The following is a 24,165-nucleotide window of genomic DNA, read 5'->3' as shown; positions in this document are numbered from 1 at the left end:
CTCGGGCCGGCAGATGCCGGGTCCGACATCACGCCAGCGTGTCGGGTGCCGGCCCCTGGCGCCAGCGCTCGATCGCCTCGACCGCCTGCTCGGGGCTGGCGAAGATCTTGTCGCGCCCGATCCGGTCGGCCAGGCCGCTGCGGTCCAGCGCCATGCGGAACTGGCCGTGGCCGCCCGCCACCAGCAGCACCATGCCGCGGTCGCGTAGCGCGCGCCGCAATTCATACAGCGCTTCGATCGCGTCGGCATCCGCCTGCGTCATCGCCTCGGCATCCAGCACGAACCAGGTCGCGTCGCCCGATTGCTCGATCACCTCACGCGCCCGGCGGCGGAATGCATCGGCATTGAAGAACCAGACCGACGACTCGAACAGCCAGATCACCGTGCCGGGCACCGGCTGCGCCTGCGGATTCAAGTGCATCTTGCCCAGCACCGATTCGCCCGGCAGCCGGCCCAGCAGCGCATCGCGCGGATTGCCCGACACATACATGGCGTACAGCAGCGTCGCGCCCACCGACACCGCTACCCCCTGCAGCACGCCAAAGCCCACCACCCCCACCGCTGCCAGGATGCCGAAGGCCAGCTCGATGCGCGAAATGCGGGCCAGCCGCAGGAAGGCCTGCCCATCGAACAGGCTGACCGCCGCCAACAACAGAATCGCCGACAGCACCGCCTGCGGCAGCCAATACAACGGCGCGCTCAGCAGGCCCACCACCACCGCCAGGGCGGCAGCCGCGCTCACGCCCACCAGCGGCGACGAACCGCCCGCCGCCAGGCCCACCGCCGTGCGTGAATCGGCCCCTGTCACCACGAAGCCCTGGAACAGGCCTGCCATCACATTGGCCGCGCCAAAGCCCACGAGTTCACGGTTCGGGTCCACGTGCTCGCCGGTGCGCGCCGCGAAACTGCGCGCCGTCACGATGCCGCTGGAAAAGCTCACCACCAGTACCCCGGCCGCGCCCAGCAGAATGTTGTCCACCCCTTCCAGGCGCAGCGGCAGGCTCAACGCCGGCAAGCCCGCCGGCACCTCACCCACCACCGCGATGCCCAGGCTGGGAAAATCGAACAGCCACGACAGCAAGCACGCCCCCACCACCAGCAGGATCGGCCCAGGCCACGTCGGCCGCCAGCGCTTGACCGCCACCAGCAACAGGCACGAGGCCACGCCCAGGCACAGGGTCGGAATGCGGATCTCGGACATCCGCCGCGACAGCTCGAGGAACGGATGCACCAGCCCGCTGTTGCGCAGCCCCACCCCCGTCAACCCGCTCAGCTGCGACAGCGCCAGCGTCACCGCCACCCCCGCCATATAGCCGATCAGCACGGGCCGCGACAGCAGATTCGCCAACACCCCCAGCCGCAGCACCCGCGCCACCAGGCAGCCCACGCCCACCGTCAACGCAATACCCGTCGCCGCCACCAGCCGGTCCTCGGGCGTCGTCAACGCCATGCCCGTCAGCGTCGCCGCGATCAGCGTGCAGGTGGCCGTGTCCGGCCCCACGATCAGCGTGCGCGACGACCCGAACAACGCGTACCCCAACATCCCCGCGATCGCCGCCCACAACCCCGCCACCGGCGGCACCCCCATCATCGCCGCGTAGGCCAGCCCCACCGGCAACGCCACCGCCGCCACGCTCAGGCCGGCCGTCACGTCACGGCCAGCGGACTGCCGCGTGATGCCGCGAAAATTATTCAGGCCAGGAAGAAAACGTAGATTCATGGAACGGCAAGGCAGGGTGAAAAACAGGAAAAACCGCGGCGAGCGGGCGAGCGACAAGGCTACACCAGTCCACGTCCCCATTACCTGTCGTCAGATCAAGCCGGCGCCGCCACTTCACTCCAAAAAGGAATTGATTTCCTTAGCCATTTATCCCATTTATCAAGTTCCCGATTGCGTCGCGTCGTGGGCGCAACAAAAAGCCGCCCCATAAGGAGCGGCTTTCATCAAGCAGATACCAAGTCGTGCGCTTACTTGGCCCGCTCCTGCAGCACGGCCACCGCCGGCAAGGTCTTGCCTTCCAGGAACTCCAGGAAAGCACCGCCACCAGTCGAGATATAGCCCACCTGCTCGGAAATCCCGTACTTGGCGATCGCCGCCAACGTATCGCCGCCACCGGCGATCGAAAACCCGTCCGAGTCGGCAATCGCCTGCGCCACCACCTTCGTGCCGTTGGCGAATTGATCGAACTCGAACACGCCGACCGGCCCATTCCAGACGATCGTGCCGGCCTGCTTCAGGATCGCGGCCAGCTGCTCGGCCGTTTGCGGGCCGATGTCCAGGATCATGTCGTCCGCCGCCACCGCGTCGGCCGCCTTCACCGTCGCCTCGGCATCCGCCCCGAAGGACTTCGCGCACACCACATCCACCGGAATCGGCACATCCGCGCCGCGCTGCTTCATCAGCTCGATCACCGCGCGCGCCTGGTCCACCTGGTCCGGTTCCGCCAGCGACTTGCCGATCGACAGTCCGGCCGCCAGCATGAACGTATTGGCAATGCCGCCACCCACCACCAGCTGGTCCACCTTGTCGGCCAGCGACTGCAGGATCGACAGCTTCGTCGACACCTTCGAGCCGCCCACGATCGCCACCAGCGGACGCTTGGGTTCGTGCAGCGCACGGCCCAGCGCATCCAGTTCGGCTTCGAGCAGCGGGCCCGCGCAAGCCACCGGCGCAAAGCGGGCGATGCCATGCGTCGTGGCCTCGGCCCGGTGCGCCGTGCCAAATGCGTCGTTCACGTACACGTCGCACAACGCCGCCATCTTGCGCGACAGCGCCTCGTCGTCCTTCTTTTCGCCGACATTCACGCGGCAGTTTTCCAGCAGCACCACCAGGCCCGGCTCGACCTTCACGCCGTCGACCCAGTTCTGCACCAGCGGCACCGGCATGCCCAGCAGCTCGGACAGGCGCTGGCCCACCTTGGCCAGGGAATCGGCCTCGGTCAGCACGCCTTCTTTCGGGCGGCCCAGGTGCGAGGTGACCATCACCGCGGCGCCGGCGTCCAGCGCCAGGCGGATGCCGGGCACCGAGGCGCGGATGCGGGTATCTTCGGAAATGCGGCCGGCGTCATCGAACGGCACGTTCAGATCGGCGCGGATGAACACGCGCTTGCCGGACAGGGCGCCGGCCTTGGCCAGCGCGGACAGGGTATTGACCTTGGACATATGCTTTGCTTCCTACAGTTGGCGAACAAAGGGGACGAACCCGCTTTCCGCTTGGGCGGAAAACCCGTTCGTCCCCTTCGGCCTGACAGCGATGCTTACTTGGCCGACATCAGCGCGACGGTGGTGTCGAGCATGCGGTTCGAGAAGCCCCATTCGTTGTCGTACCAGGACGACACCTTGACCAGGCGGCCCGAGACCTTGGTCAGCGACGCGTCAACGGTGCTGGAGGCCGGGTTGTGGTTGTAGTCCACCGAGACCAGGGGTTCGGTGTTGTAGTCCAGGATGCCCTTGAGTTCGCCTTCGGAGGCGGCCTTCAGGATGCCGTTCACTTCTTCCACGGTCGTGTCGCGGCTGGCCACGAACGACAGGTCGACCAGCGACACGTTGATGGTCGGGACGCGGATCGAGTAGCCGTCCAGCTTGCCGTTCAGTTCCGGCAGCACCAGGCCCACCGCAGCGGCGGCGCCGGTCTTGGTCGGGATCATGCTCATCGTTGCCGAACGCGCGCGGCGCAGGTCTTCGTGGTAGACGTCGGTCAGGACCTGGTCGTTGGTGTAGGCGTGCACGGTCGTCATCAGGCCGTTTTCCACGCCCAGCTTGTCGTGCAGCGGCTTGACCAGCGGGGCCAGGCAGTTGGTGGTGCACGAGGCGTTCGAGATGACGGTGTGCTCGGCCTTGAGCACGCCGTGGTTCACGCCGAACACGACGGTGGCGTCAACATCCTTGCCGCCCGGAGCCGAAATGATGACCTTCTTGGCGCCGCCCTTGATGTGGGCGCCGGCCTTTTCCTTGCTCGTGAAAAAGCCCGTGCACTCCAGCACCACGTCGACCTTCAGCTCGCCCCAGGGCAGCTCGGCCGGGTTGCGGTTGGCCAGCACGCGGATCTTGTCGCCGTTGACGACCATGAATTCGCCGTCGACTTCGACCTTGCCCGGGAACTTGCCGTGGGCGGTGTCGTAGCGGGTCAGGTGGGCGTTCGTCTTGGGATCGCCCAGGTCGTTGATGGCGACGATTTCGATATCGTGCTTCTTGCCACCTTCGTAGTGGGCACGCAGGATGTTGCGGCCGATGCGACCGTAACCGTTGATGGCGACGCGAATAGTCATGACTAAGCTCCTTTTTTACAAAACTTGGCGGACGGTCTCGGCCACCTTGTCGGCGGTCAGCCCGAAGAACTTGAACAGCGCGCCGGCCGGAGCGGACTCGCCGTAGCGGTCGATGCCGACCACGGCGCCTTCCAGGCCCACGTATTTATGCCAGAAGGCGGTCACGCCGGCTTCGACAGCCACGCGCGGCAGGCCCTTGGGCAGCACCGATTGCTTCCAGGCGGCATCCTGGCGATCGAACACGTCGGTGCTGGGCATGGAAACCACGCGCACCGCGATGCCGTCCTTGGCCAGCTGGGCCTGCGCGTCCAGCGCGATGGCCACTTCGGAACCGGTGGCGATGATGACCGCGCGGGCGCCTTCGGCATCACGCAGCACGTAGCCGCCGCGGGCGATGGCATCCACGGTGGCGGCATCGCGCGGCACGAACGGCAGGTTCTGGCGCGACAGCAACAGGGCCGTCGGGCCGCCGTCATGCACGTCCATGCCGATGCTGGTCGGGCGCGTCACGGCGGCGTTCCAGGCCACGGCGGTTTCGGCCGTGTCGCAAGGACGCCAGAGCGACAGGTTGGGGATCAGGCGCAGGCTGGCCGCGTGCTCGATCGATTGGTGGGTGGGACCGTCTTCGCCCAGGCCGATCGAATCGTGCGTGAACACGTGCACCACGCGCTGCTTCATCAGCGCGGCCATGCGGATGGCATTGCGCGAGTAGTCCGAGAACGTCAGGAACGTGCCGCCGAACGGCAGGTAGCCGCCGTGCAGGGCCACGCCGTTCATGATGGCGGCCATGCCGAATTCGCGCACGCCGTAGTTGATGTGACGGCCGAACTGGATGCCCTTGTCGCCGGCGCGAACGGCAGCCACGCCCTTCCAGTCGGTGAAGTTCGAGCCGGTCAGGTCGGCCGAGCCGCCCAGCATTTCCGGCAGCGCGGCGGCCAGCGCCGTGATCGCGAACTGCGAAGCCTTGCGGGTGGCGACGGTTTCGGCCTTTTCCAGCGTGCTGTTCAGGAACGCCTGGAACTGTTCGGCGTAGCCGGCGGGCATTTCGCCCTTCATGCGGCGGGTGAACTCGGCGGCTTCGGCCGGGAACGCGGCGGCATAGGCGTCGAACGCCGACTGCCATTCGGCCTGCGCGGCGGCGCCCGTCTTGCGGCCGTCCCAGCCGTCGTACACGTCTTGCGGAATCTGGAAGGGTTCGGCCGACCAGCCCAGCGCGGCGCGGGTGGCGGCGATTTCGTCCTTGCCCAGCGGGGCGCCGTGCACGTTGTGGGTGCCGGCCATGTTGGGCGAACCCTTGCCGATGACGGTGCGGCAGACGATCAGCGTGGGCTTTTCCGATTGCGCGCGGGCAGCCTTGATGGCGGCGTCCACGGCGGCGGCGTCGTGGCCGTCGATGCCGCGGATGACGTTCCAGCCGTAGCCCTCGAAGCGCTTGGCGGTGTCGTCGGCGAACCAGTGCTCGACGTGGCCGTCGATGGAAATGCCGTTGTCGTCGTACAGCACGACCAGCTTGGACAGCTTGAGCGTGCCGGCCAGCGAGCAAACTTCATGCGAGATACCTTCCATCAGGCAGCCGTCGCCCGTGAAGGCGTAGGTGTGATGGTCGACGATGGTATGGCCGGGCTTGTTGAATTCGGCGGCCAGCAGCGCTTCGGCCAGCGCCATGCCCACGGCATTGCCCAGGCCCTGGCCCAGCGGGCCGGTGGTGGTTTCCACGCCCGGGGTGATGCCCACTTCGGGGTGGCCCGGCGTCTTGGAATGCAGCTGGCGGAAATTCTTGAGTTCTTCGATCGGCAGATCGTAGCCCGTCAGGTGCAGCAGGGCGTAGATCAGCATCGAGCCGTGGCCATTGGACAGCACGAAGCGGTCGCGGTTGGCCCAGGCGGGATCCTTGGGATTGTGGCGCAGGTTGCCGATCCAGAGGGCCTGGGCGATTTCCGCCATGCCCATGGGAGCACCCGGGTGCCCGGAGTTCGCTTGTTGCACGGCATCCATCGCGAGGGCGCGGATGGCATCCGCCAAGGCAAGTTTAGGGGCGGTCGGATTGCTCATTCGGAAGGCTCTTTGAAGCTGGCGCGCCCAAGCAGGAAATGGGGGCCAGTTGAGTAGGTTGCGAAGCAAAAGATTTTAGCATCCGGGGCCTACCCCCCTGCCATCGGGCGCCGGCACGAGCCAATTAGGCGCATTCTCGGGGGAATGCGCCCAGTCCGGCGGGGATGACGGGCGTAGAAGCCACAATTGCGGCGAGACGGTCCGAGATTCATGATGGCTGGCATATCTGGCCGTTGGAAGCTTCTATCATGAGCAGCATGCTGAACCTCACCATTCCCGTAGAAGGCATTTTCGCCTTGCGCACTGCGCTGGGCGAAGATCGCGCCATCGCCGTCGCGCAGGCCCTGGAACATGCCCGCATCCAGGGAGAGGCCGACCTTGCCAAGCGCATACTCGACGAAGCGCGGGCCTATTTCGTCTCACGCGAGGAATTCGAGCGCGAGGTGGCCAAGCTCGCCACCCGCGAGCAGATCGACCAGATCATGGCGCACATCGCACAACTGCCCAACCGTGAAGAACTCAAGCGTTTCGCCACTCACGAAGATCTGGCCGAACTACGCAGCCAGTTCCTGCGCCTGGACAAGAAAATGACCATCGGCTTCCTGTCCCTGCTGGCCCTGAACCTCACCTCGAACGCCCCGCTCTTCATCGAATGGGGAACCAAAGTGGTAGGCTACGCGCTCAAGTGACCTGGGCTGCGGGCCGCCCCAGTGCCGGCAGCCTGCCCTTCGTTTCATTTTTCGACCCCACCGCACGCCCCATGTCCGTTCCCCGCTTTTTCTGCGACGCTCCCCTGTCCGCCGGCGCCTGCATCGCCCTGCCGGATGCCCTGGCGCACCACGCCCTGAGAGTGCTGCGGCTGCGCGCCGGTGAAAGCGTCGTGCTGTTCAACGGCCAGGGCGGCGAATACCCCGCCACGCTGGACATTGACGGCAAGGCCGGCTTTGCCCAGTTGGGCGCCTTCGATCCCCGCGAGGCCGAGCTGGCCGGCCGCATCACCCTGGTGCAGGGCCTGCCGTCCGGCGACAAAATGGACTGGGTGGTGGAAAAAGCCGTGGAACTGGGCGCCGCCCGGGTCTGCCCCATCGCCGCGCAGCGCAGCGTGCTGCAGTTGTCGGGCCCACGGCTGGACAAGCGGGTGGCCCACTGGCAGCGCATCGCGCAGTCGGCCGCCGAGCAATGCGGCCGCAACCGCCTGATGACGGTCGACGCCCCTCTCTCCCTGGCCGACTGGCTGGCGTTGCCGGCCGACGGCCCGCGGCTGTTGTGCCATCCCGATGCCGACACCGACCTGGCCGGCCTGTTGCAGGGCACGCCCGGCCTCGCGTCGCTGACGCTGCTGGTCGGCCCCGAAGGAGGCTGGTCTGACAAGGAATTGGCCCAGGCCCGCGAAGCCGGCGTGCAGGCCGTCAGGTTCGGGCCGCGCGTGCTGCGCACCGAAACGGCCGGCCTGGCCCTGATCGCTGCGGCGGCCGCCCTGCTGGGCTGGTAACGGGATAAAAAGGGATAGAAAACACAACCGGCATCGCTGACGCCGGCGGAGTATCCGGCAAGCCTATCGGGCTGCCACGACTGAAATCAGTCGTTTTCGCCGTAAGGCGCGGCGGCCACGCCGGGTTCCGGATCCGGGTGCTTGCCCGCATGTTCCACGACATACGCAAAGATGCGGCCGTTTTCGTGGGCGAATTCGGCGGCGTCCGCGCACACCGATTCAATGCGGGCGGCGTCTTCTTCCAGGGCGGGGTCGCCCGAATGCAGCTTGTACAGCCACAGCACCACGCCGATCTTGTGATCCAGCACGGTGTCGCACAGACAATCGTAGAGCGCGTCCAGGTTGCCGCCGAAGTACTCGGGGAAATCCACCGCCTTGGCGATGGCGCGCAACACCGCCGAACGGCTGCGGGCAGGATCGCAATTGGCGACGAACAGGGGCAGGCCGAGCTCATGCGCGGCCTCGACCACGGCCTTTTTGTCCAGCCCGTCGTGAGCCAGCGCTCCACCTCGCTTCAACTGCCGCTGCAGGGTAGATTGGGCATTGCGCGTCATGCCTGTGCCTCCTTGAAAAAGGCGATCACTTCATCGGTACGCTGCATCGTATCGGCATAACCCAGATCGATCAATCGCTTGGTGTAGCTGGATTCGAACAACAGGTAGGACATCAGCGCGCCGCCGCCGGGGCGGCCTGGGTCGGACGATACACCGAGTACGCGAAAAAGGGCACGGGCCTGGGTCGGCATATCGTCCAGGTGTTCCAGCGCCAGCGAATCCAGCGACCGGCTGGGGGTGATCGTCAGCACCTGGATGCGGCGCACATTGACCTCGTCGCCCTCCCGGGGCACGGCATGGTCCACCAGGTAGTTCATCCGTTCCAGGCGTTCGACGTCCATCGACAAGCCATCCAGGAAGATGCTGGACAGGGCATGGCCGCCCACCTGGGCCAGCGACGGGTAAGGCGGTGCGTCCTCGCGATGCTCGGGGTGGGTATCGTCGCGGAAACCGGTGCCGATCACCAGCACCCGGTGCGCGCCCAGGTGGATGGCGGGGCTGATCGGCGCCAGTTGCCGCATGGACCCGTCGCCGCACCATTCGCCTTTGCCGTGCACCGGAATCTGCCGGGCGGGAAACACGAAGGGAATGGCGGACGACGCCATCAGGTGGTCGACCGTGATGGGCGTGGGAATGGCCAGCCGCAGGTAGCGGTGCCAGGGTTCGATGGGCGTGTGGGCCTGGTAGAACGTCAGGTGCTCGCCGCTGGTGTAGCCCGACGCGGTGATCGCCAACGCCGACAGCGCACCGCTTTCCAGATTGGATTGCAGGCTGTCGAAGTTCAGCACCCGGCCCAGCAATGCCTGCATCGGGCTGTTGTCCAGCAGCGACTGCGGCCGCTTGCGGGTCAGGCCCGAATACATCCAGCCCAGCGACAAGAGGCCCAGCCAGCGCACGCCCGTGCGGATCAGGCCGGGCGCGTCGGCCCGGTAGATCATGTCGGTGTTCAGCGACGACCACAGGCGTCGGATGCGGCGCACGCCCAGGTGCGGCCTTTCGGCCCGGCACGCCAGCGCCGCGGCGTTGATCGCGCCGGCCGAGGTGCCGCAGATGATGTCGAAGGGGTTCTTGAAACGCGAATGCCAGTCCGGGTCCAGCAGTTCCATGATGGCGCTGAGCACGCCCACCTGGTAGGCGGCGCGCGCGCCGCCCCCGGTCAGGACCAGGCCGGTCGGCGTGCGCGGGCACGCCGGGCCGGCCGGAGCGACTTCAACGCGGCGTGTTGGCATCGACCACAGTCATCGCGGTCATGTTGACGATGCGGCGCACGGTCGAGCTGGAGGTCAGGATGTGCACCGGCGCATTGGCGCCCAGCAGGAACGGGCCCACCGCCACGTTGCCGCCCGCCGCCGTCTTGAGCAGGTTGTAGGCAATGTTGCCGGAATCCACGTTCGGGCACACCAGGAGGTTCGCGTCGCCCTTGAGCGTGGACGACGGCAGGATGCGCATGCGCAGCGCTGCGTCCAGCGCGCAGTCGCCGTGCATTTCGCCGTCGATTTCCAGTTCGGGGGCGGCTTCGCGCACCAGTTCCAGCGCGCGGCGCATCTTGGCGCCCGACGCCGAGCTGCCCGACCCGAAATTCGACCGCGACAGCAGCGCGACCTTGGGCGCCAGGAACATGCGCTGCATTTCGTTGGCCGCGGCGATGGTGAATTCGGCGATCTGCTCGGCCGTGGGTTCATCGTTCACGTGCGTGTCCACCAGCACCACCGTGCGCTCGTTGAGCAGCAGGATGTTCATGGCGGCGTACACGTTGCGCCCAGCGCGGCGGCCGATCACTTCATCCACGAAACGCAGGTGATCGTGGTACGCGCCGACCGAGCCGCAGACCATGCCGTCGGCATCGCCCAGGCGCACCATCATCGCGCCGATCAGCGTCATGCGGCGGCGCATTTCCACGCGTGCCATTTCCTTGGTGATGCCGCGGCGGCACATCAATTCCCAGTACGTCGTCCAGTACTGGTGGAAGCGTTCGTCGTATTCGGGGTTGGTGACTTCGACGTCTTCGCCCAGGCGCAGGCGCAGGCCCAGTTTTTCAATGCGGGTCAGCAGCACCGACGGGCGGCCCACCAGGATCGGACGGGCCAGGCCTTCGTCCACCACCACCTGCACCGCGCGCAGCACGCGTTCGTCTTCGCCCTCGGCGAACACGATGCGCGCCGGGCCGCCTTCGCGCACGATGCGCTTGGCCGCCGAGAACAGCGGCTTCATGAACGCGCCCGAGTGGTACACGAACTGCTGCAGCTGCTCTTCGTAGGCTTCCAGGTCGGCCAACGGACGCGTGGCCACGCCGCCGTCCATCGCAGCCTTGGCCACCGCCGGGGCGATGCGCACGATCAGGCGCGGATCGAACGGCTTGGGAATCAGGTATTCAGCACCGAACGAAATATCGAACGTGCCGTAGGCCGCCGCGACCACTTCGTTCTGTTCTTCCTGCGCCAGTTGGGCGATGGCATACACCGCCGCCTTTTCCATCTCGCGCGTGATGGTGGTGGCGCCCACGTCCAGCGCGCCGCGGAAGATGTACGGGAAGCACAGCACGTTGTTGACCTGGTTCGGGTAGTCCGAACGGCCGGTGGCCATCACCACGTCGTCACGCACCGAATGGGCCAGCTCGGGCAGGATTTCCGGCGTGGGGTTGGCCAGCGCCAGGATCAGCGGACGCGAGCCCATGGCCGCGACCATTTCCGGCTTGAGCACGCCGCCGGCCGACAGGCCCAGGAAGACGTCCGCGCCCTCGATCACCTCGGCCAGCTTGCGCGCGTCGGTCTTTTGCGCGAAGCGCGCCTTGTCCGGGTCCATCAGCGTCGTGCGGCCTTCATAGACCACGCCCTCGATGTCGGTCACCCAGATGTTTTCCAGCGGCAGGCCCAAGTCCACCATCAGGTCCAGGCAGGCCAGGGCGGCAGCGCCCGCGCCGGACGTCACGACCTTGACCTTGTCGATTTCCTTGCCCACGACCTTCAGGCCGTTGATGAAGGCGGCCGACACACAGATGGCGGTGCCATGCTGGTCATCGTGGAAAACGGGAATCTTCATGCGCTCGCGCAGCTTGCGCTCGACCGTGAAGCATTCCGGCGCCTTGATGTCTTCGAGGTTGATGCCGCCGAAGGTGGCTTCCAGGCCGGCAATGATCTCGACCAGCTTGTCCGGGTCGGTTTCGTTGATTTCGATGTCGAACACATCCAGGCCGGCGAACTTCTTGAACAGCACCGCCTTGCCTTCCATCACCGGCTTGGAGGCCAGCGCGCCGATGTTGCCCAGGCCCAGCACCGCGGTGCCGTTGGTGATCACGCCCACCAGGTTGCCGCGGGCCGTGTAGCGGAACACATTGGCCGGGTCCGCCACGATTTCCTCACAGGCCGCCGCCACGCCGGGCGAATACGCCAGGGCCAGGTCGCGCTGGTTGGTGAGCTGCTTGGTCGGCGTGACCGAGATTTTGCCGGGGCGGCCGTGCTCGTGATATTCAAGGGCGGCTTTGCGAAGGTTGGCATCCATAGGGGCGGCTACTGGCTAGAGTGAGGAACACGAAAGGGGGCAATTCTATTCCGATGGCGAACGGCGCGAAACGTTCCCTGCACCCTTCGGCGTGCGCTTGCCCCTTTGCCGCAAGCGCCGCCCATCTTACCCCTGGCTTACAAATTGTCGCTATTCGGTGAGTCCTGGAATTCGGGAAAACGCCCATACGGATCGAACAGCGCCTTGATCCGCCGCTGCGACACGGTCTGTGACGACGCGCCCGGGTCGATCGGCAGCACGTCCGTCGCCAAGGCCGGCCGGGCCTCGAGCGTCACGCTTTGCACCCAGGCCAACGTGCCGCCATGCCCCAGCAGCAGATGGGCCAGGTTGACCGTGGCCGGCGCCTCGGGCGCCAGTGCATCCAGGCGGTAGCGCGCCGGCCAGCGCAGCCCCGGCCGGTAGTCGGTGGCAAACGCCCCGCCCGATAGCTGGAACAAGGCCGGCACCAGGCGCTGCACCGTCGTCGACCGCAGCGGCTGCACGTCGGCCGCGCCAAACGGCCCCAACGTTTCTTCCACGCCATCCGCCAGCACCAGGTCCACCGCCAGCACGCCGGACGCCACGCACTGCCCCGTGGGCCACAACGCCGGGGCCGCCAGCCACTGCGCCAGTGTCATCGCGCCCGGCAGCCCGTCGAACTGCGTCAGCCCCGCCTGCGCCAGCGCGGCCAGCGGCACGCCCGGCTGGGCCCGCCAGCGCGGCGTCGGCCCGGTCAGCCGTGCCAGCCCCGCCAGGCGGCTGGGGTCCAGCCGCAACAACGGCCCGTAGGCGGGTTCGAACGGCCCCTGCGCGTCGTCCAGCGCCATCACCACCCCGTATTCCGCACACAGCGTGCGAGCGTGGGCCACGTCGGCCTCGCGCACCGGCGTCAACAACGCGCGCGGCCCTTCGCCGCCCGTCTCGCCCAGGTCCTGCACCGCCCCCTGGCATGACAGCCCCAGGCGTTGCAGGAACGTGGCCCAGGGGGTCAGGACGGGCCGTCGGCCCATCAGGAAAGCGCGCCGGGATGGCTGCATGAATACAATTCCTTTTTCCGCTTCAAAACGCCTTCGAGAATCCGATGCCCCGCCTTGCCGCCCGTACCCACGATTTCCTGACCTTCCAGGTCGTCGAGCTGTTCAAGCAGGCGCAAGCCCTGCAGGCGGCCGGCAAGGACATCATCAGCCTCGGTATCGGCGAACCGGACTTTACCGCGCCGCCCCAGGTCGTGGAAGCGCTGCAGCGCGCCGCCCAGGCGGGCCAGAGCGGCTACAGCCCCCCCGCCGGCATCATGCCGCTGCGCGAGGCCATCGCCCAGTTCTACCACGACCAGTTCGGCGCCACGATCAATCCCAAACGCGTCATCGTCACCGCCGGCGCGTCCGGCGCCCTGACCCTGGCCTGCGCCGCGCTGGTCAACGCGGGCGGCGAAGTCCTCATGCCCGACCCGTCCTACCCCGCCAACAGCAACTTCGTGCTGGCCGCGGGGGGCGTGCCGCGCCTGATTCCCAGCTCGGCCGACAAGCGCTTCCAGCTGTCCGCCCAGGACGTCGCCCAGCACTGGACCGAGGCCACCCAGGGCGTCATGGTCGCCTCGCCCAGCAACCCCACCGGCACCTCCATCGACCCCCGCGAACTGGCCGACCTGCTGGCCCAGGTCCGCGCCCGCAACGGCTTTGCCATCGTCGATGAAATCTATCTGGGCCTGTCCTACGAAGGCCTGCCGCGTTCGGCCTTGACGCTGGACGACGACATCATCGTCATCAACAGCTTCTCGAAATACTTCCACATGACCGGCTGGCGCCTGGGCTGGATGATCGTGCCCGAAGACATGGTCGCCCCGGTGGAAAAAATCGCCGCCAGCCTCGCCATCTGCGCCCCCACCCTGGCCCAGCACGCCGCCCTGGCCTGCTTCACCCCCGACGCCCTGCGCACCTTCGAACACCGCCGCGAAGCCTTCAAGCAACGCCGCGACTACCTGCTGCCCGAATTCGACCGCCTGGGCCTCAAAGTCCCCGTCAAACCCGACGGCGCCTTCTACATCTACGCCGACATCACCGACTTCGGCACCGACAGCGCCACCTTCTCCCAACGCCTCCTGCTGGAGGCCGGCATCGCCGCCGTCCCCGGCCTGGACTTCGGCCCCACCCACGGCCACCACACGATGCGCTTCTCCTACGCTACCGGCCTGGACCGCCTGGAAGAAGCCGTCGCACGCATGACCAAGCTACTGGCCCGCTAAAACAAAAAGGCGGCCAACAGGCCGCCTTCAACAAGCTCGCACGACAAAACAAGCACCCAAGCAAAAAACAGCCTCACCAATCCGTCACAGAGGCCGGAAAACAGAGAAGCAATCGCCCCTCGACTCGCACTCAAACCGGACAACGATCCCCACCAGCGCGCAGCGCCCCCGCCCCAGCCTGGCGGCATCACAATTCTCGAAACCGGTAGCTCGGCACGGGCGGCCTACGAAGCACCCACGCAACAAAAAAACAATCAATCCCGAGCCAAAGCAATTCCAGAAGCCAACGCCAACCGCCGCCGCTCCGCCTGCACCTTAGCCCCATAGCCGTTGTCATCCGGCCCGGTCGACCCGACATAACACGCCAACCCGCCATCCACCGACCCACGCCGGTTGATGCAGTCACGCAGAATCGTCGCGCCCACGGCAATATTGGCCCCGGGATCCAGCGGGTTCTTGCCCACCGCATCGAACTTGTCCTGGTGCACGCTGGTCATCACCTGCATCAGCCCCTGCGCCCCCACATGGCTTTCAGCCAGCGGGTTGTAGCGGGACTCGATCGCGATCACGGCCAGCAACAGCAGCGGATCCAGCTGCTTCTCGCGGCCGACCTTGTAGACGGTATTCAGGAGCGGACCGGTCGCGTCATACGCGACCTTGTACTTGCGCGAGATATAGTTGCGCAACGCTTCCGCCTGCGGCCCGGTCGCGACCAGGGCGGGCTTCTTGGGCGCGGCGGGCGCCGCGCGGGCAGGCCCCAGCATGCCGGTGGCATTGCTGGAAGGCGCGGTAGGGACGGCCATGGCAATCGCCGACGAGGAATCGCCGAACTCGGACCCGGTGTCGGATTCGACGCCGGTCTGCATGGATGAAGGCGCTAGGGCGGTCAACAAGGCTTTGTGCACTTGCAATGCCTGGTCGCGCAAACCAGGCAGGGCGAATCCCATGCTTACCGTCACGATCACTGCAATGCCCAGGTAGACGGAGCAGATGCGCAGGGATTCGGCAAGATATTGGTGCACTCCTTGGGCCATGTTCCTGAACAGGCTGGCCACTGACGCATCGGGCATAAAACCTCCTGCGTTAAAAAAGAGGGAGTCAATGTTAACCTCTCTTTCTCCCCAAAATGTAACCAAATCGCCGGGATCTGTAGTGAAATACCGCGACCTTAGAGACTTCCTCGCTCAACTCGAACGCATGGGCGAGCTCAAACGCATCGCCGCGCCCGTCTCGACGCGCCTGGAAATGACTGAAATTTCCGACCGCGTATTGCGCGCCGAGGGCCCGGCCCTGATGTTCGAAAAAGCCCTGCACGACGGCAAGCCCGCCGAGATGCCGGTGCTGGCCAACCTGTTCGGCACGCCGTCCCGCGTGGCCCGCGGCATGGGCGCCGACGACGTCAGCGCCCTGCGCGACATCGGCGAACTGCTGGCGTCCCTGCGCGAACCCGAGGCCCCCAAGGGCCTGCGCGATGCGCTGGCCAAGGTCTCGATGCTGAAATCGGCCTTGTGGGACATGAGCCCCAAGAACGTCAAGAGCCCCGCCTGCCAGGAAATCGTCTGGGAAGGCAAGGACGTGGACCTGAACCGCCTGCCCATCCAGACCTGCTGGCCCGGCGACGTGGCGCCGCTCTTGACCTGGGGCCTGGTCATCACCCGCGGCCCCAACGCCAAGCGCCAGAACCTGGGCATCTACCGCCAGCAGCTGCTGGGCCCCAACAAGCTGATCATGCGCTGGCTGTCGCACCGCGGCGGCGCGCTCGACTTCCGCGACCATGCGCTGGCCCATCCCGGCACGCCCTTCCCCATCGCCGTGGCCCTGGGCGCCGACCCCGCCACCACCCTGGGCGCGGTGACCCCGGTGCCGGACAGCCTGTCCGAATACCAGTTCGCCGGCCTGCTGCGCGGTTCGCGCACCGAAGTTGCCCAGGCGCTGGGCAGCAACCTGTCGGTGCCGGCCTGGGCCGAAATCGTGCTCGAAGGCCATCTGCTGCCCTCGTCCGACCCCCGAGCCATCGCCCCCACCGTGCCCGACGGCGTCAACCCGCCGCCCGATACCGGCTACGAAATGGCGCTGGAAGGCCCCTATGGCGACCACACCGGCTACTACAACGAACAGGACTGGTTCCCGGTGTTCACCGTCGAGCGCATCACCATGCGCCGCAACCCGATCTACCACTCCACCTACACCGGCAAGCCGCCCGACGAACCCGCCGTGCTGGGCGTGGCGCTTAACGAAGTGTTCGTGCCGCTGCTGCGCCGCCAGCTGCCCGAGATCGTCGACTTCTACCTGCCGCCCGAAGGCTGCAGCTACCGCCTGGCCGTGGTTTCGATCCGCAAGCAGTACGCCGGCCACGCCAAGCGCGTCATGTTCGGCCTGTGGAGCATCCTGCGCCAGTTCATGTACACCAAGTTCATCGTGGTGGTCGACGAAGATATCAACCCGCGCGACTGGAAGGAAGTGGTCTGGGCGATGACCACCCGCATGGACCCGGTGCGCGACACGCTGCTGGTGGAAAACACCCCCATCGACTACCTGGACTTCGCCTCGCCGGTATCAGGCCTGGGCGGCAAGATGGGCCTGGACGCTACCAACAAGTGGCCCGGCGAAACCCAGCGCGAATGGGGCACGCCCATCGCCATGGACGCCGACGTCAAGAAGCGCGTGGACGACATGTGGGGCCAACTGGGCCTGTAGGTCTGTGCTTGCCGGCGGCCAAGCGCGGCCGACCTGCAAGCGGGTGCCCCCCAAACACAAACCCCGCCTGCGAAGGCGGGGTTTATGTTTGAAGCGAAGAGCGGGGCAGAAGAGCGAGCAACTCAACGACCGTCGTCGTCCTGGCGGGAATCTTGCCAGAGCTTGAACAGTTGCCATCCCACCAGCGCGCCACCGGCCAGCTTGAGCAGCTTGGACTTCTTGCCGCCGCGCATGAACATGGCCGACACCGACGAGCTGATCAGCGGATAGCGCCGTGCCAGGCCAATGGCCTGCATGGCCCAGCGCGAAGCGCCGCCGGACGACAGGCCCGGCAGAAAGCTCTTGAACAACGCCGCCGGCTCGAGCTTGCGCCCGGCCGAGACGATGCCCTGGGCCAGCGATTCGCGTTCGATCGCGGCGCGTGCGCGCAGCAGTTCGATGCGTACCGCGCGGTCGACAGCGGGAGACCGTTTCGTCATGGTTCAGCCCTCCTCGCGCCGGCGCGCCCGATCGTCGTCGTCCTGGGCATCGCGCACGCGTTCAAGCAGTTCCGCGTCGCGGCCCAGCTCTTCCAGCGTGGCCGCGAACGGCGGCGGGCCATACAGCAGCCCATGGCGCACCACCAGCAGCAGCACGACGCCAACCACCAGGTAGAAAGCCGCCAACAGGCCCAGGGCCAGGTAGCGGTCTTCGGTGGGCCAGAACGCCACCGCGACGGTAATGGTGAAAACCAGCACCGCCAGCGTCAAAAACAGCAACGCGGCAAATGCCAGGCCCAACAACTTGAGCAGGCGCGCTTTTTCGCCGGACGCTTCCAGCGCCAGCAATTCCAGGCGCGTGCGCATCAGCCCGACCAGGCTGGACGCCACGCCAAAGACAGATTTGCGTAGACCCATGGCTGAAAGGACACCGGGCGGGAGACGCGGCAAAACGCCTGCGCCGCCCGCCCGGGACGTCCCTGCCTATCAGCGGCGGCTGATCAGCAAGCCGAGCAGCAGGCCGGTCACGCCTGCGATGCCGATGGCTTGCCAGGGATTGTCATGCACGTAGTCGTCGGTGGCGCGGGCGGCTTTGCGGCCGCGCTCGAGCACTGCGTCCTGGGCTTCGTAGAGGGCTTCGCGGGTGCGCTTGAGCGAGGTCATGGCGCGTTCGCGCAGTTCGGTGGCTTTGTCGCCCGTGCTGCTGGCGGCTTCGCGCAGCAGGCTTTCAGCGTCGTTCAGGCTGGTCTTGACACTGTCGATGAGTTTTTCTTTTGCGACTTCTTCGGATTTTCTCGTGGCCATGTTTTGAGCTCCTGTTGTGTGTCTATGACGAAACCATCATACCAGCCGCCCCGCGGCGGGCACGGCCGGCTTGCTACCGTGTGCTACTTGATTTGCGTAATCTCAACGGCGGATTTGACGCCGCCCTGATCGATGTCTTGCTTCATGACCAGGTTCACCGCCGGGCAATACCAATCGGTGACGGTGGTGTTCATGCCGGGAATGGGAATGGTCAGGCCCTGGAAGGTGGCCATGGTGGGATCGGAGTTGCGGGTGTACGAAATGGGATGGCAGGACTGCTGGCCCAACGCCGTGCTGATGGCGGTGGCGCGGCCGACGGCCTTCTCGCCGATGCGCACCGTGGTGCTGGGCTGGCCGCCCACCGGCGCTTCCTTGCCGATCTTCAGGCGGAAGGACGAACCGGGCAGCTTCTGGCCGGCATTCAGTTTGCCGTCGTACGCGAACAGGCCCAGCATGCGCAGGTCGAACTGGCCTTCGGAAGGCTTGGGCGCTTCGCCCGCGGAAGCGTACTTGAGAAAGGTGGCCTGGCCGCCTTTGACGGTCATCAGGTAATCCAGGTTGGACTTGCCCGGCGGCAGGCCCGCATAGCTGAAACGGGCCACGCCCTGCACGCGTGCGCGGCAGTTGTCGCCATTGCTTTTTGTAACCTCGGTGAAGGTCAGATCAGCGCCAAGCGCGATGTTGCCCGAGCCGGTGAGCTGGACCGCGCCGCCGTCGTGCATGAACTTCGCGTCGCACACGCCCGCCTGCGCCACGCCGGCCGCGCCCAACGCGCCCGCCACCAATATCAGGGATGCCAATTTTCGCAAAGCCACAAGCCACTCCAGAAATCCAGAAAACGCCGCCCGCTGTGCGCGGCCGGGTGGCTTGATACTACACCGGTTGGCAAAAGCGCCGCATGACCGAACGTGTCAGTCCGAGCACCCTTTTCCCGACGGGCTAGGCAGCGGCGCGGGACGCCTCGGTCACGGCCGGCACCTGCGCCTCGGGCGCCGGCACGCTGGCCAAGGCCGCGGGCTGGGCCCGTTCCGGATTGCCATGGCGGCGATGCAGGAAGTCGACCACCCCGGCGCGACACGACAGGTAGACCGGATCGTTGGCCAGCCGCACGCGGTCGCGCGGCCGCGGCAGCGGCACCGGCAGGATCTCGCCGATGGTCGCTGCCGGCCCGTTGGTCAGCATGACGATGCGGTCCGACAGCAGCACGGCCTCGTCGACGTCGTGCGTGACCATGATGGTGGTGGTGCGCGTCTTGGCCACGATCTTGAGCAGCTCGTCCTGCAGATGGGCGCGGGTCAGCGCATCCAGGGCGCCGAACGGTTCGTCCATCAACAGCACGCCGGGCTCGATCGCCAGGGCGCGGGCGATGCCCACGCGCTGCTTCATGCCGCCGGATATCTCGCGCGGCAACTTGTTCTGTGCGGGCAACAGCCCCACCAGGTCCAGCGCAGCACGGGTGCGGTCGGCCAGCTGGGCGCGTTTTTCGGTGGCGCCAAAGACCCGCTCCACCGCCAGATGCACGTTCTGGAAACACGTCAGCCAGGGCAGCAGCGAATGGTTCTGAAACACCACCGCGCGGTCCGGGCCGGGCCCGGTGATCTCGCGCTCGGCGCACAGCAGCACGCCGCGGGTGGGTCGCGTCAGGCCGGCGATCAGGTTCAGCAAGGTGGACTTGCCGCAGCCCGAGTGGCCGATCAGCGTGATGAATTCGCCCTGCCCGACGGTCAGGTCGATATCGCGCAGCGCCACGAAAGCGCCTTTGTGGGTGGTGAACGTCTGGCCCACGCGTTCGATGCGTACGAATTTCTTCATGGCGCTATTCCTCGGTGTAGGTGAAGCGGCGGGCCAGCGCGACCAGCAGCGTTTCCAGGATCAGGCCGACGATGCCGATCACGAAAATGGCGATGACGATGTGTTCGACCTTCAGGTTGTTCCATTCGTCCCACAGCCAGAAGCCGATGCCGGTACCGCCCGTCAGCATCTCGGCGGCCACGATCACCAGCCACGCGGTGCCGATCGACAGCCGCACGCCGGTCAGCATGTAGGGCAGCACCGCCGGCAGCAGCACCTTGGTGGTGACCTTCCATTCCGACAGGTTCAGCACCCGCGCCACGTTCAGGTAATCCTGCGGCACGCGCGACACGCCGACGGCGGTGTTGATGATCATGGGCCAGATCGAACAGATGAAAATCGCCCAGATGGCCGCCGGGTTCGCGGCCTTGAACAGCAACAGGCCCAGCGGCAGCCACGCCAGCGGCGACACGGGCCGCAGCAGGCTCACGATGGGCGAGAACATGGCGCGCACCGGCGCATAGCGGCCGATGGCGAAGCCCGCCGGAATGCCGATCAGCGCGGCCAGCCCGAAGCCGATGCCCACCCGTTGCAAGGACGCCAGCAGGTTCCAGCCGATGCCCTTGTCGTTCGGGCCGTTGTCGTAGAACGGATCGGCAAACAAGGTGACGGCCGCATGCCAGGTCACCCCCGGCGTGGGAATCTCGGGAATGCGCATGGCCACCACCTGCCACACCAGCACGAACAGCGCGAAGCCGGCCACCGGGCCGACCACGGCGCGCAGCGCGGCTTCCAGGTAGTCGCGCCCGGCGTCTGCCCAGAGCCTGGCACGGGCGCCTGCGCCTGCCGTCGCGGCGGTCCCGGCCATGGCCGCCCCCGCTGTGCCGCCCGCCAAGGCGCCCCCTTCCCTATTCGTCACGCTAGACATGGTGTTGCTCCTTATCGCGAACCGGCGCTCAGGCCTTGACCTTGAAACCGTCGGCGTAGGCCGCCGGGTTGCTGCCGTCCCACACCACGCCGTCGATCAGCTTGGACGTACGCATTTCGCTGGCAGGCAGCGCAATGCCGGCGGCCTGGGCGGCCTGCTTGTAGATATCGATGCGGTTGACCTGGCGCGCCGTGGCCAGGTAGTCGGGGTGATCCTTGAGCAGGCCCCAGCGCTTGTGCTGGGTCAGGAACCACATGCCGTCGCTCAGATACGGGAAGTTGGCCGCGCCGTCGCCCGAAAAGCGCATCGCGTGCTCGTCGTTCCACTGCTTGCCCAGGCCGTCGTCGTACTGGCCCAGCATGCGGCCCACGATGGCGCTGGCGTCGGTGTTGACGTAGGACTTGGCGGCAATGGTCTCGGCGGTCTTCTGGCGGTTGGCCGGCGAGGCGTCGATCCATTTGCCCGCTTCCAGGATGGCGGCGGTCACCGCGCGCGCCGTATTCGGGTTGCGCGCCACGAAGTCGGCGCTGGTGCCCAGCACCTTTTCGGGGTGGTCGGTCCAGATGGCCTGGGTGGTCACGGCCGTGAAGCCGATCTTGTCCAGGATGGCGCGGGCGCCCCACGGCTCGCCCACGCAGTAGCCATCCATATTGCCCACCCGCATGTTGGCGACCATCTGCGGCGGCGGCACGGTGATGACCTTGGCGTCCTTCATCGGATCGATGCCGTACGCGGCCAGCCAGTAATACAGCCACATCGCGTGCGTGCCGGTCGGGAAGGTCTGGGCAAAGGTGTATTCACGCTTGTCGGACGCCATGACCTTGGCCAGCGATTCGCCGTCGCGCACGCCGGCCTGCAGCAGCTTGTTCGACAGCGTGATGGCCTGGCCGTTCTGGTTCAGGTTCATCAGCACGGCCATGTCCTTCTTCGCCCCGCCCACGCCCATCTGCACGCCATAGATCAGGCCGTAGAGCACGTGGGCCATGTCCAGCTCGCCATTGAGCAGCTTGTCGCGCACCGCCGCCCAGGACGCTTCCTTGGACGGCGTGATGGTCACGCCATGCTTTTTGTCGATGCCCAGCACCGAAGCCATGACGACAGACGCGCAGTCGGTCAACGGAATGAAGCCGATCTTGACCTCGGGCTTCTCGGGCGCATCGCTGCCCGCGGCCCAGGCGCCGGCCCGCACCAGGGGATCGACCAGCGACAGGAGGCTGGCGCCCGCCAGCGCCCGCGCGGTGCCCGCCAGCCATTGGCGGCGGCCGCTGCTGGCGGGGCTGGCCGAACCGCAGGCGGCGTCGGACAGAAGGGGTTTCACAGGCGTCTTCGGTTGCGTCATACGGGGCTCCTGGCAAAAAAAAACGTCCCGCGCGCCCTGCGGGAACAACCCGTCGGCGCTGCGGAACGTCGTTGTTCCCTGCCGCGAATCGCGGCGCTTGGCGTGGGCGAGCCGCACGCGGCGCCCCCATCAACCCGTAAGCAATCGCTGTGCCAACCCGAGGCCGGTACGGTACGACGCGTTGGCGACCCGCGCCGGCGCTGGTTTTGAGGGTGGCTATCCCGAAAACTCGCAGGCCTCACGCCACCGCCGCGACGCCCCGAGTGATCCACTTTGGTGCGCCGGTCATGCGGCGGCGCACCATCGACGTGCGATTTTTCGCGCCCTGGTCAGCCGCTGCCCCCGCCAGCCCCGCGTCCTGCGCCTGGGCATGGAACTTGCATGAGCTACCCCGGCAGGCACGCTGGACGGGCGTGCCAAATAAGTTATGGCTATATGGATTCAAGAAATCAGAAGTTGTGAGGATGAAACCCCATCCCTATGATCGACTGACCTTCTGCCGGGTGCGCCCGAGGCTGCGTAATGAAGCTTTTCCCGATTTTTGCCGACCTGAAAGACCGGCCCGTGCTGGTCGTGGGCGGCGGCGCCGTGGCCGAGCGCAAGACGCTGGCCTTGCTGGAAGCTCATGCCGACGTGGCCGTGGGTGCGCCGGACCTGACCCCCGCCCTGGCGGATCTGCGGGCCCAGGGCCACATCCGCCACCTGCCCGGCCCGTTCGACCCGGCGTGGCTGGATGGCGTATGGCTGGTGGTTGCCGCCACCGACGACCGCGGCGTCAATGCCGCCGTATCCGAGGCCGCCCAGTCCCGCCGAATTTTCAGCAATGTGGTGGACGACCCTGAACTGTCGTCGTTTCAGGTGCCATCCATCGTCGACCGCTCGCCGGTCATCGTCGCCATTTCGTCGTCGGGCGTGGCCCCGGTGCTGGCGCGGCGCCTGCGCGAACGCATCGAATCCCTGTTCGACCACACCCTGGGCCACCTGGCCGGGCTGGCCGAACGCTACCGCCAACGCATCCGCGCCGGCCACCCCGACCTGGGCGCACGCCGCCGCTTCTACGATTGGCTGCTGGACGGCCCCGTGGCCGGCCTGCTGCGCCAGCAGCAACCGGACGCGGCCGAGGCCGCCCTGAACGCCGCGCTGGCCCAGCCGCTGGCGCCGGCCGAAGGCAGCGTCGTGCTGGTGGGCGCCGGCCCCGGCGACCCGGGCCTCTTGACGCTGAAGGCGCTGCGCGCGCTGAACGAAGCCGATGTGATTCTGTACGACCGCTTGGTCAGCAATGACATCATGTCGCTGGCGCGCCGCGATGCCGAACGCATTTCGGTGGGCAAGCTGCCGGGCGAAGACCATCACGCCACGCAGGCGCGCATTCATGCGCTGCTGGTCGAACACGCACGCGCCGGCCGCCGGGTGGTACGGCTGAAAGGCGGCGACGCATTCATTTTTGGCCGTGGCGGCGAAGAACTCGAACACCTGCGCGCCTACGGCGTGCGCTACGAGGTCGTGCCCGGCATCACCGCCGCGCTGGCCTGTGCGGCCTACGCCGGCATTCCGCTGACGCACCGGGAACACGCCCAGTCCGTACGCCTGGTGACGGCGCACTGCCGCGAAGACGAAGACAACCTGGATTGGCCGGCCCTGGCCCGCGAAAAGCAGACCCTGGCCTTCTATATGGGTGTGGGGCAGTTGGAGCTGCTGACGCAGCGCCTGATACGCCACGGCCGTGCGCCGCAGACGCCGTTCGCCCTGGTCGAAAACGGCAGCCGCCCCGAACAGCGCGTGCTGTCGGGTTCGTTGCAGGACTTGCCGCAACTGGCGCGCGCCCATGCCATCCGGTCCCCCGCCCTCTTGATCGTGGGCGAAGTGGCCGGACTGGCACAGTCATTGCATTGGTTTGGCGAGCACCTGGAAGGGGCGCCGCAGCGGCTGGCGGCCTAGGGCCCGTCCCGTTCGGGACGCGTCAACCTGTTCCGCTTGGGCCCCGCGGTTCTTGAGGCCCCATCAATGAAAGCAGGCCGGGG

21 protein-coding genes are annotated in these 24,165 nt (G+C 66.8%); 5 read left to right on the top strand and 16 right to left on the bottom strand.

The features are described from left to right. Window positions 1-28: 28 nt before the first annotated feature. The 4 genes from AC3WMR_RS16680 to tkt form a co-directional block, all read right to left on the bottom strand. The gene (locus AC3WMR_RS16680; RefSeq protein WP_492264127.1) at window positions 29-1,720 is read right to left on the bottom strand and encodes a SulP family inorganic anion transporter; all 1,692 of its coding nucleotides are present in this window, start codon (window positions 1,718-1,720) and stop codon (window positions 29-31) included. A gap of 248 nt (window positions 1,721-1,968) precedes the next feature. Continuing rightward, the gene (locus tag AC3WMR_RS16675) at window positions 1,969-3,162 is read right to left on the bottom strand and encodes a phosphoglycerate kinase (protein WP_175194123.1); all 1,194 of its coding nucleotides are present in this window, start codon (window positions 3,160-3,162) and stop codon (window positions 1,969-1,971) included. Window positions 3,163-3,257: 95 nt separating this feature from the next. Further along, window positions 3,258-4,268 carry a type I glyceraldehyde-3-phosphate dehydrogenase gene (gene gap, locus AC3WMR_RS16670; RefSeq protein WP_183004509.1) on the bottom strand — a complete coding sequence of 337 codons (1,011 nt, stop codon included), beginning with the start codon at window positions 4,266-4,268 and terminating at the stop codon, window positions 3,258-3,260. 15 nt (window positions 4,269-4,283) lie between these two features. Next, the gene (tkt, locus tag AC3WMR_RS16665) at window positions 4,284-6,320 is read right to left on the bottom strand and encodes a transketolase (protein ID WP_175219147.1); all 2,037 of its coding nucleotides are present in this window, start codon (window positions 6,318-6,320) and stop codon (window positions 4,284-4,286) included. Window positions 6,321-6,568: 248 nt separating this feature from the next. Here tkt and AC3WMR_RS16660 point away from each other — a divergent pair, with 248 nt between their 5' ends. Together AC3WMR_RS16660 and AC3WMR_RS16655 are read left to right on the top strand one after the other, a co-directional pair. Next, window positions 6,569-7,009 carry a hypothetical protein gene (locus AC3WMR_RS16660; protein ID WP_492264128.1) on the top strand — a complete coding sequence of 147 codons (441 nt, stop codon included), beginning with the start codon at window positions 6,569-6,571 and terminating at the stop codon, window positions 7,007-7,009. A gap of 71 nt (window positions 7,010-7,080) precedes the next feature. Continuing rightward, window positions 7,081-7,812 carry a 16S rRNA (uracil(1498)-N(3))-methyltransferase gene (locus AC3WMR_RS16655; protein ID WP_492264129.1) on the top strand — a complete coding sequence of 244 codons (732 nt, stop codon included), beginning with the start codon at window positions 7,081-7,083 and terminating at the stop codon, window positions 7,810-7,812. Between the two features lie 86 nt (window positions 7,813-7,898). On the opposite strand, the gene AC3WMR_RS16650 is transcribed toward AC3WMR_RS16655, so the two are convergent. From AC3WMR_RS16650 to AC3WMR_RS16635, 4 genes are all read right to left on the bottom strand, one after another. Beyond that, complete coding sequence (locus tag AC3WMR_RS16650; RefSeq protein ID WP_025137340.1) at window positions 7,899-8,366, bottom strand: barstar family protein; 468 nt, start codon at window positions 8,364-8,366, stop codon at window positions 7,899-7,901. Beyond that, complete coding sequence (locus AC3WMR_RS16645; RefSeq protein ID WP_492264130.1) at window positions 8,363-9,595, bottom strand: patatin-like phospholipase family protein; 1,233 nt, start codon at window positions 9,593-9,595, stop codon at window positions 8,363-8,365. Before AC3WMR_RS16645 ends, AC3WMR_RS16650 begins: the two co-directional genes overlap by 4 nt. Next, complete coding sequence (locus tag AC3WMR_RS16640; RefSeq protein ID WP_492264131.1) at window positions 9,576-11,864, bottom strand: NADP-dependent malic enzyme; 2,289 nt, start codon at window positions 11,862-11,864, stop codon at window positions 9,576-9,578. The genes AC3WMR_RS16645 and AC3WMR_RS16640 overlap by 20 nt, the downstream gene beginning before the upstream one ends. A gap of 137 nt (window positions 11,865-12,001) precedes the next feature. Beyond that, on the bottom strand, window positions 12,002-12,901 hold the full coding sequence (locus AC3WMR_RS16635) for an FAD-binding protein (protein ID WP_492264132.1): 900 nt from the start codon (window positions 12,899-12,901) through the stop codon (window positions 12,002-12,004). Window positions 12,902-12,945: 44 nt separating this feature from the next. Here AC3WMR_RS16635 and AC3WMR_RS16630 point away from each other — a divergent pair, with 44 nt between their 5' ends. Then, entirely contained in the window at window positions 12,946-14,106 is a 1,161-nt protein-coding gene (locus tag AC3WMR_RS16630; RefSeq protein WP_492264133.1) for a pyridoxal phosphate-dependent aminotransferase, read from the top strand. Window positions 14,107-14,360: 254 nt separating this feature from the next. Here the strand turns inward: AC3WMR_RS16630 and AC3WMR_RS16625 are convergent, their stop codons facing one another. Beyond that, window positions 14,361-15,176: a lytic transglycosylase domain-containing protein gene (locus AC3WMR_RS16625; RefSeq protein ID WP_175220510.1), complete on the bottom strand. Its 816-nt coding sequence runs from the start codon at window positions 15,174-15,176 to the stop codon at window positions 14,361-14,363. An 82-nt stretch (window positions 15,177-15,258) separates the two neighbouring features. Between AC3WMR_RS16625 and ubiD the strand changes: the two genes are divergently transcribed. Continuing rightward, a complete protein-coding gene (ubiD, locus tag AC3WMR_RS16620; protein ID WP_025137334.1) occupies window positions 15,259-16,803 on the top strand; it encodes a 4-hydroxy-3-polyprenylbenzoate decarboxylase in 1,545 nt (514 codons plus the stop codon). Window positions 16,804-16,925: 122 nt separating this feature from the next. Here the strand turns inward: ubiD and AC3WMR_RS16615 are convergent, their stop codons facing one another. From AC3WMR_RS16615 to AC3WMR_RS16585, 7 genes are all read right to left on the bottom strand, one after another. Further along, window positions 16,926-17,282, bottom strand: coding sequence for a hypothetical protein (locus AC3WMR_RS16615; RefSeq protein ID WP_025137333.1), 357 nt, complete (start codon window positions 17,280-17,282; stop codon window positions 16,926-16,928). 3 nt (window positions 17,283-17,285) lie between these two features. Next, window positions 17,286-17,699, bottom strand: coding sequence for a phage holin family protein (locus AC3WMR_RS16610; protein ID WP_025137332.1), 414 nt, complete (start codon window positions 17,697-17,699; stop codon window positions 17,286-17,288). A 69-nt stretch (window positions 17,700-17,768) separates the two neighbouring features. After that, the gene (locus AC3WMR_RS16605) at window positions 17,769-18,086 is read right to left on the bottom strand and encodes an ElaB/YgaM/YqjD family protein (RefSeq protein ID WP_025137331.1); all 318 of its coding nucleotides are present in this window, start codon (window positions 18,084-18,086) and stop codon (window positions 17,769-17,771) included. Between the two features lie 83 nt (window positions 18,087-18,169). Beyond that, complete coding sequence (locus AC3WMR_RS16600; RefSeq protein ID WP_492264227.1) at window positions 18,170-18,895, bottom strand: hypothetical protein; 726 nt, start codon at window positions 18,893-18,895, stop codon at window positions 18,170-18,172. A 130-nt stretch (window positions 18,896-19,025) separates the two neighbouring features. Continuing rightward, window positions 19,026-19,898: an ABC transporter ATP-binding protein gene (locus tag AC3WMR_RS16595; RefSeq protein WP_492264134.1), complete on the bottom strand. Its 873-nt coding sequence runs from the start codon at window positions 19,896-19,898 to the stop codon at window positions 19,026-19,028. 4 nt (window positions 19,899-19,902) lie between these two features. Continuing rightward, window positions 19,903-20,745 carry a nitrate ABC transporter permease gene (ntrB, locus tag AC3WMR_RS16590; protein ID WP_492264228.1) on the bottom strand — a complete coding sequence of 281 codons (843 nt, stop codon included), beginning with the start codon at window positions 20,743-20,745 and terminating at the stop codon, window positions 19,903-19,905. Between the two features lie 88 nt (window positions 20,746-20,833). After that, window positions 20,834-22,144: a CmpA/NrtA family ABC transporter substrate-binding protein gene (locus tag AC3WMR_RS16585; RefSeq protein ID WP_492264135.1), complete on the bottom strand. Its 1,311-nt coding sequence runs from the start codon at window positions 22,142-22,144 to the stop codon at window positions 20,834-20,836. A gap of 522 nt (window positions 22,145-22,666) precedes the next feature. Here AC3WMR_RS16585 and cysG point away from each other — a divergent pair. Next, window positions 22,667-24,082, top strand: a complete 1,416-nt coding sequence (gene cysG / locus AC3WMR_RS16580) for a siroheme synthase CysG (RefSeq protein WP_492264136.1) — start codon at window positions 22,667-22,669, stop codon at window positions 24,080-24,082. Window positions 24,083-24,165 lie beyond the last annotated feature (83 nt).

Source organism: Achromobacter sp. FW305-C-28 (genome assembly GCF_058783235.1).
Note: the sequence above shows the minus strand (reverse complement) of the source record. Positions and strands in the feature narration are given on the sequence as shown.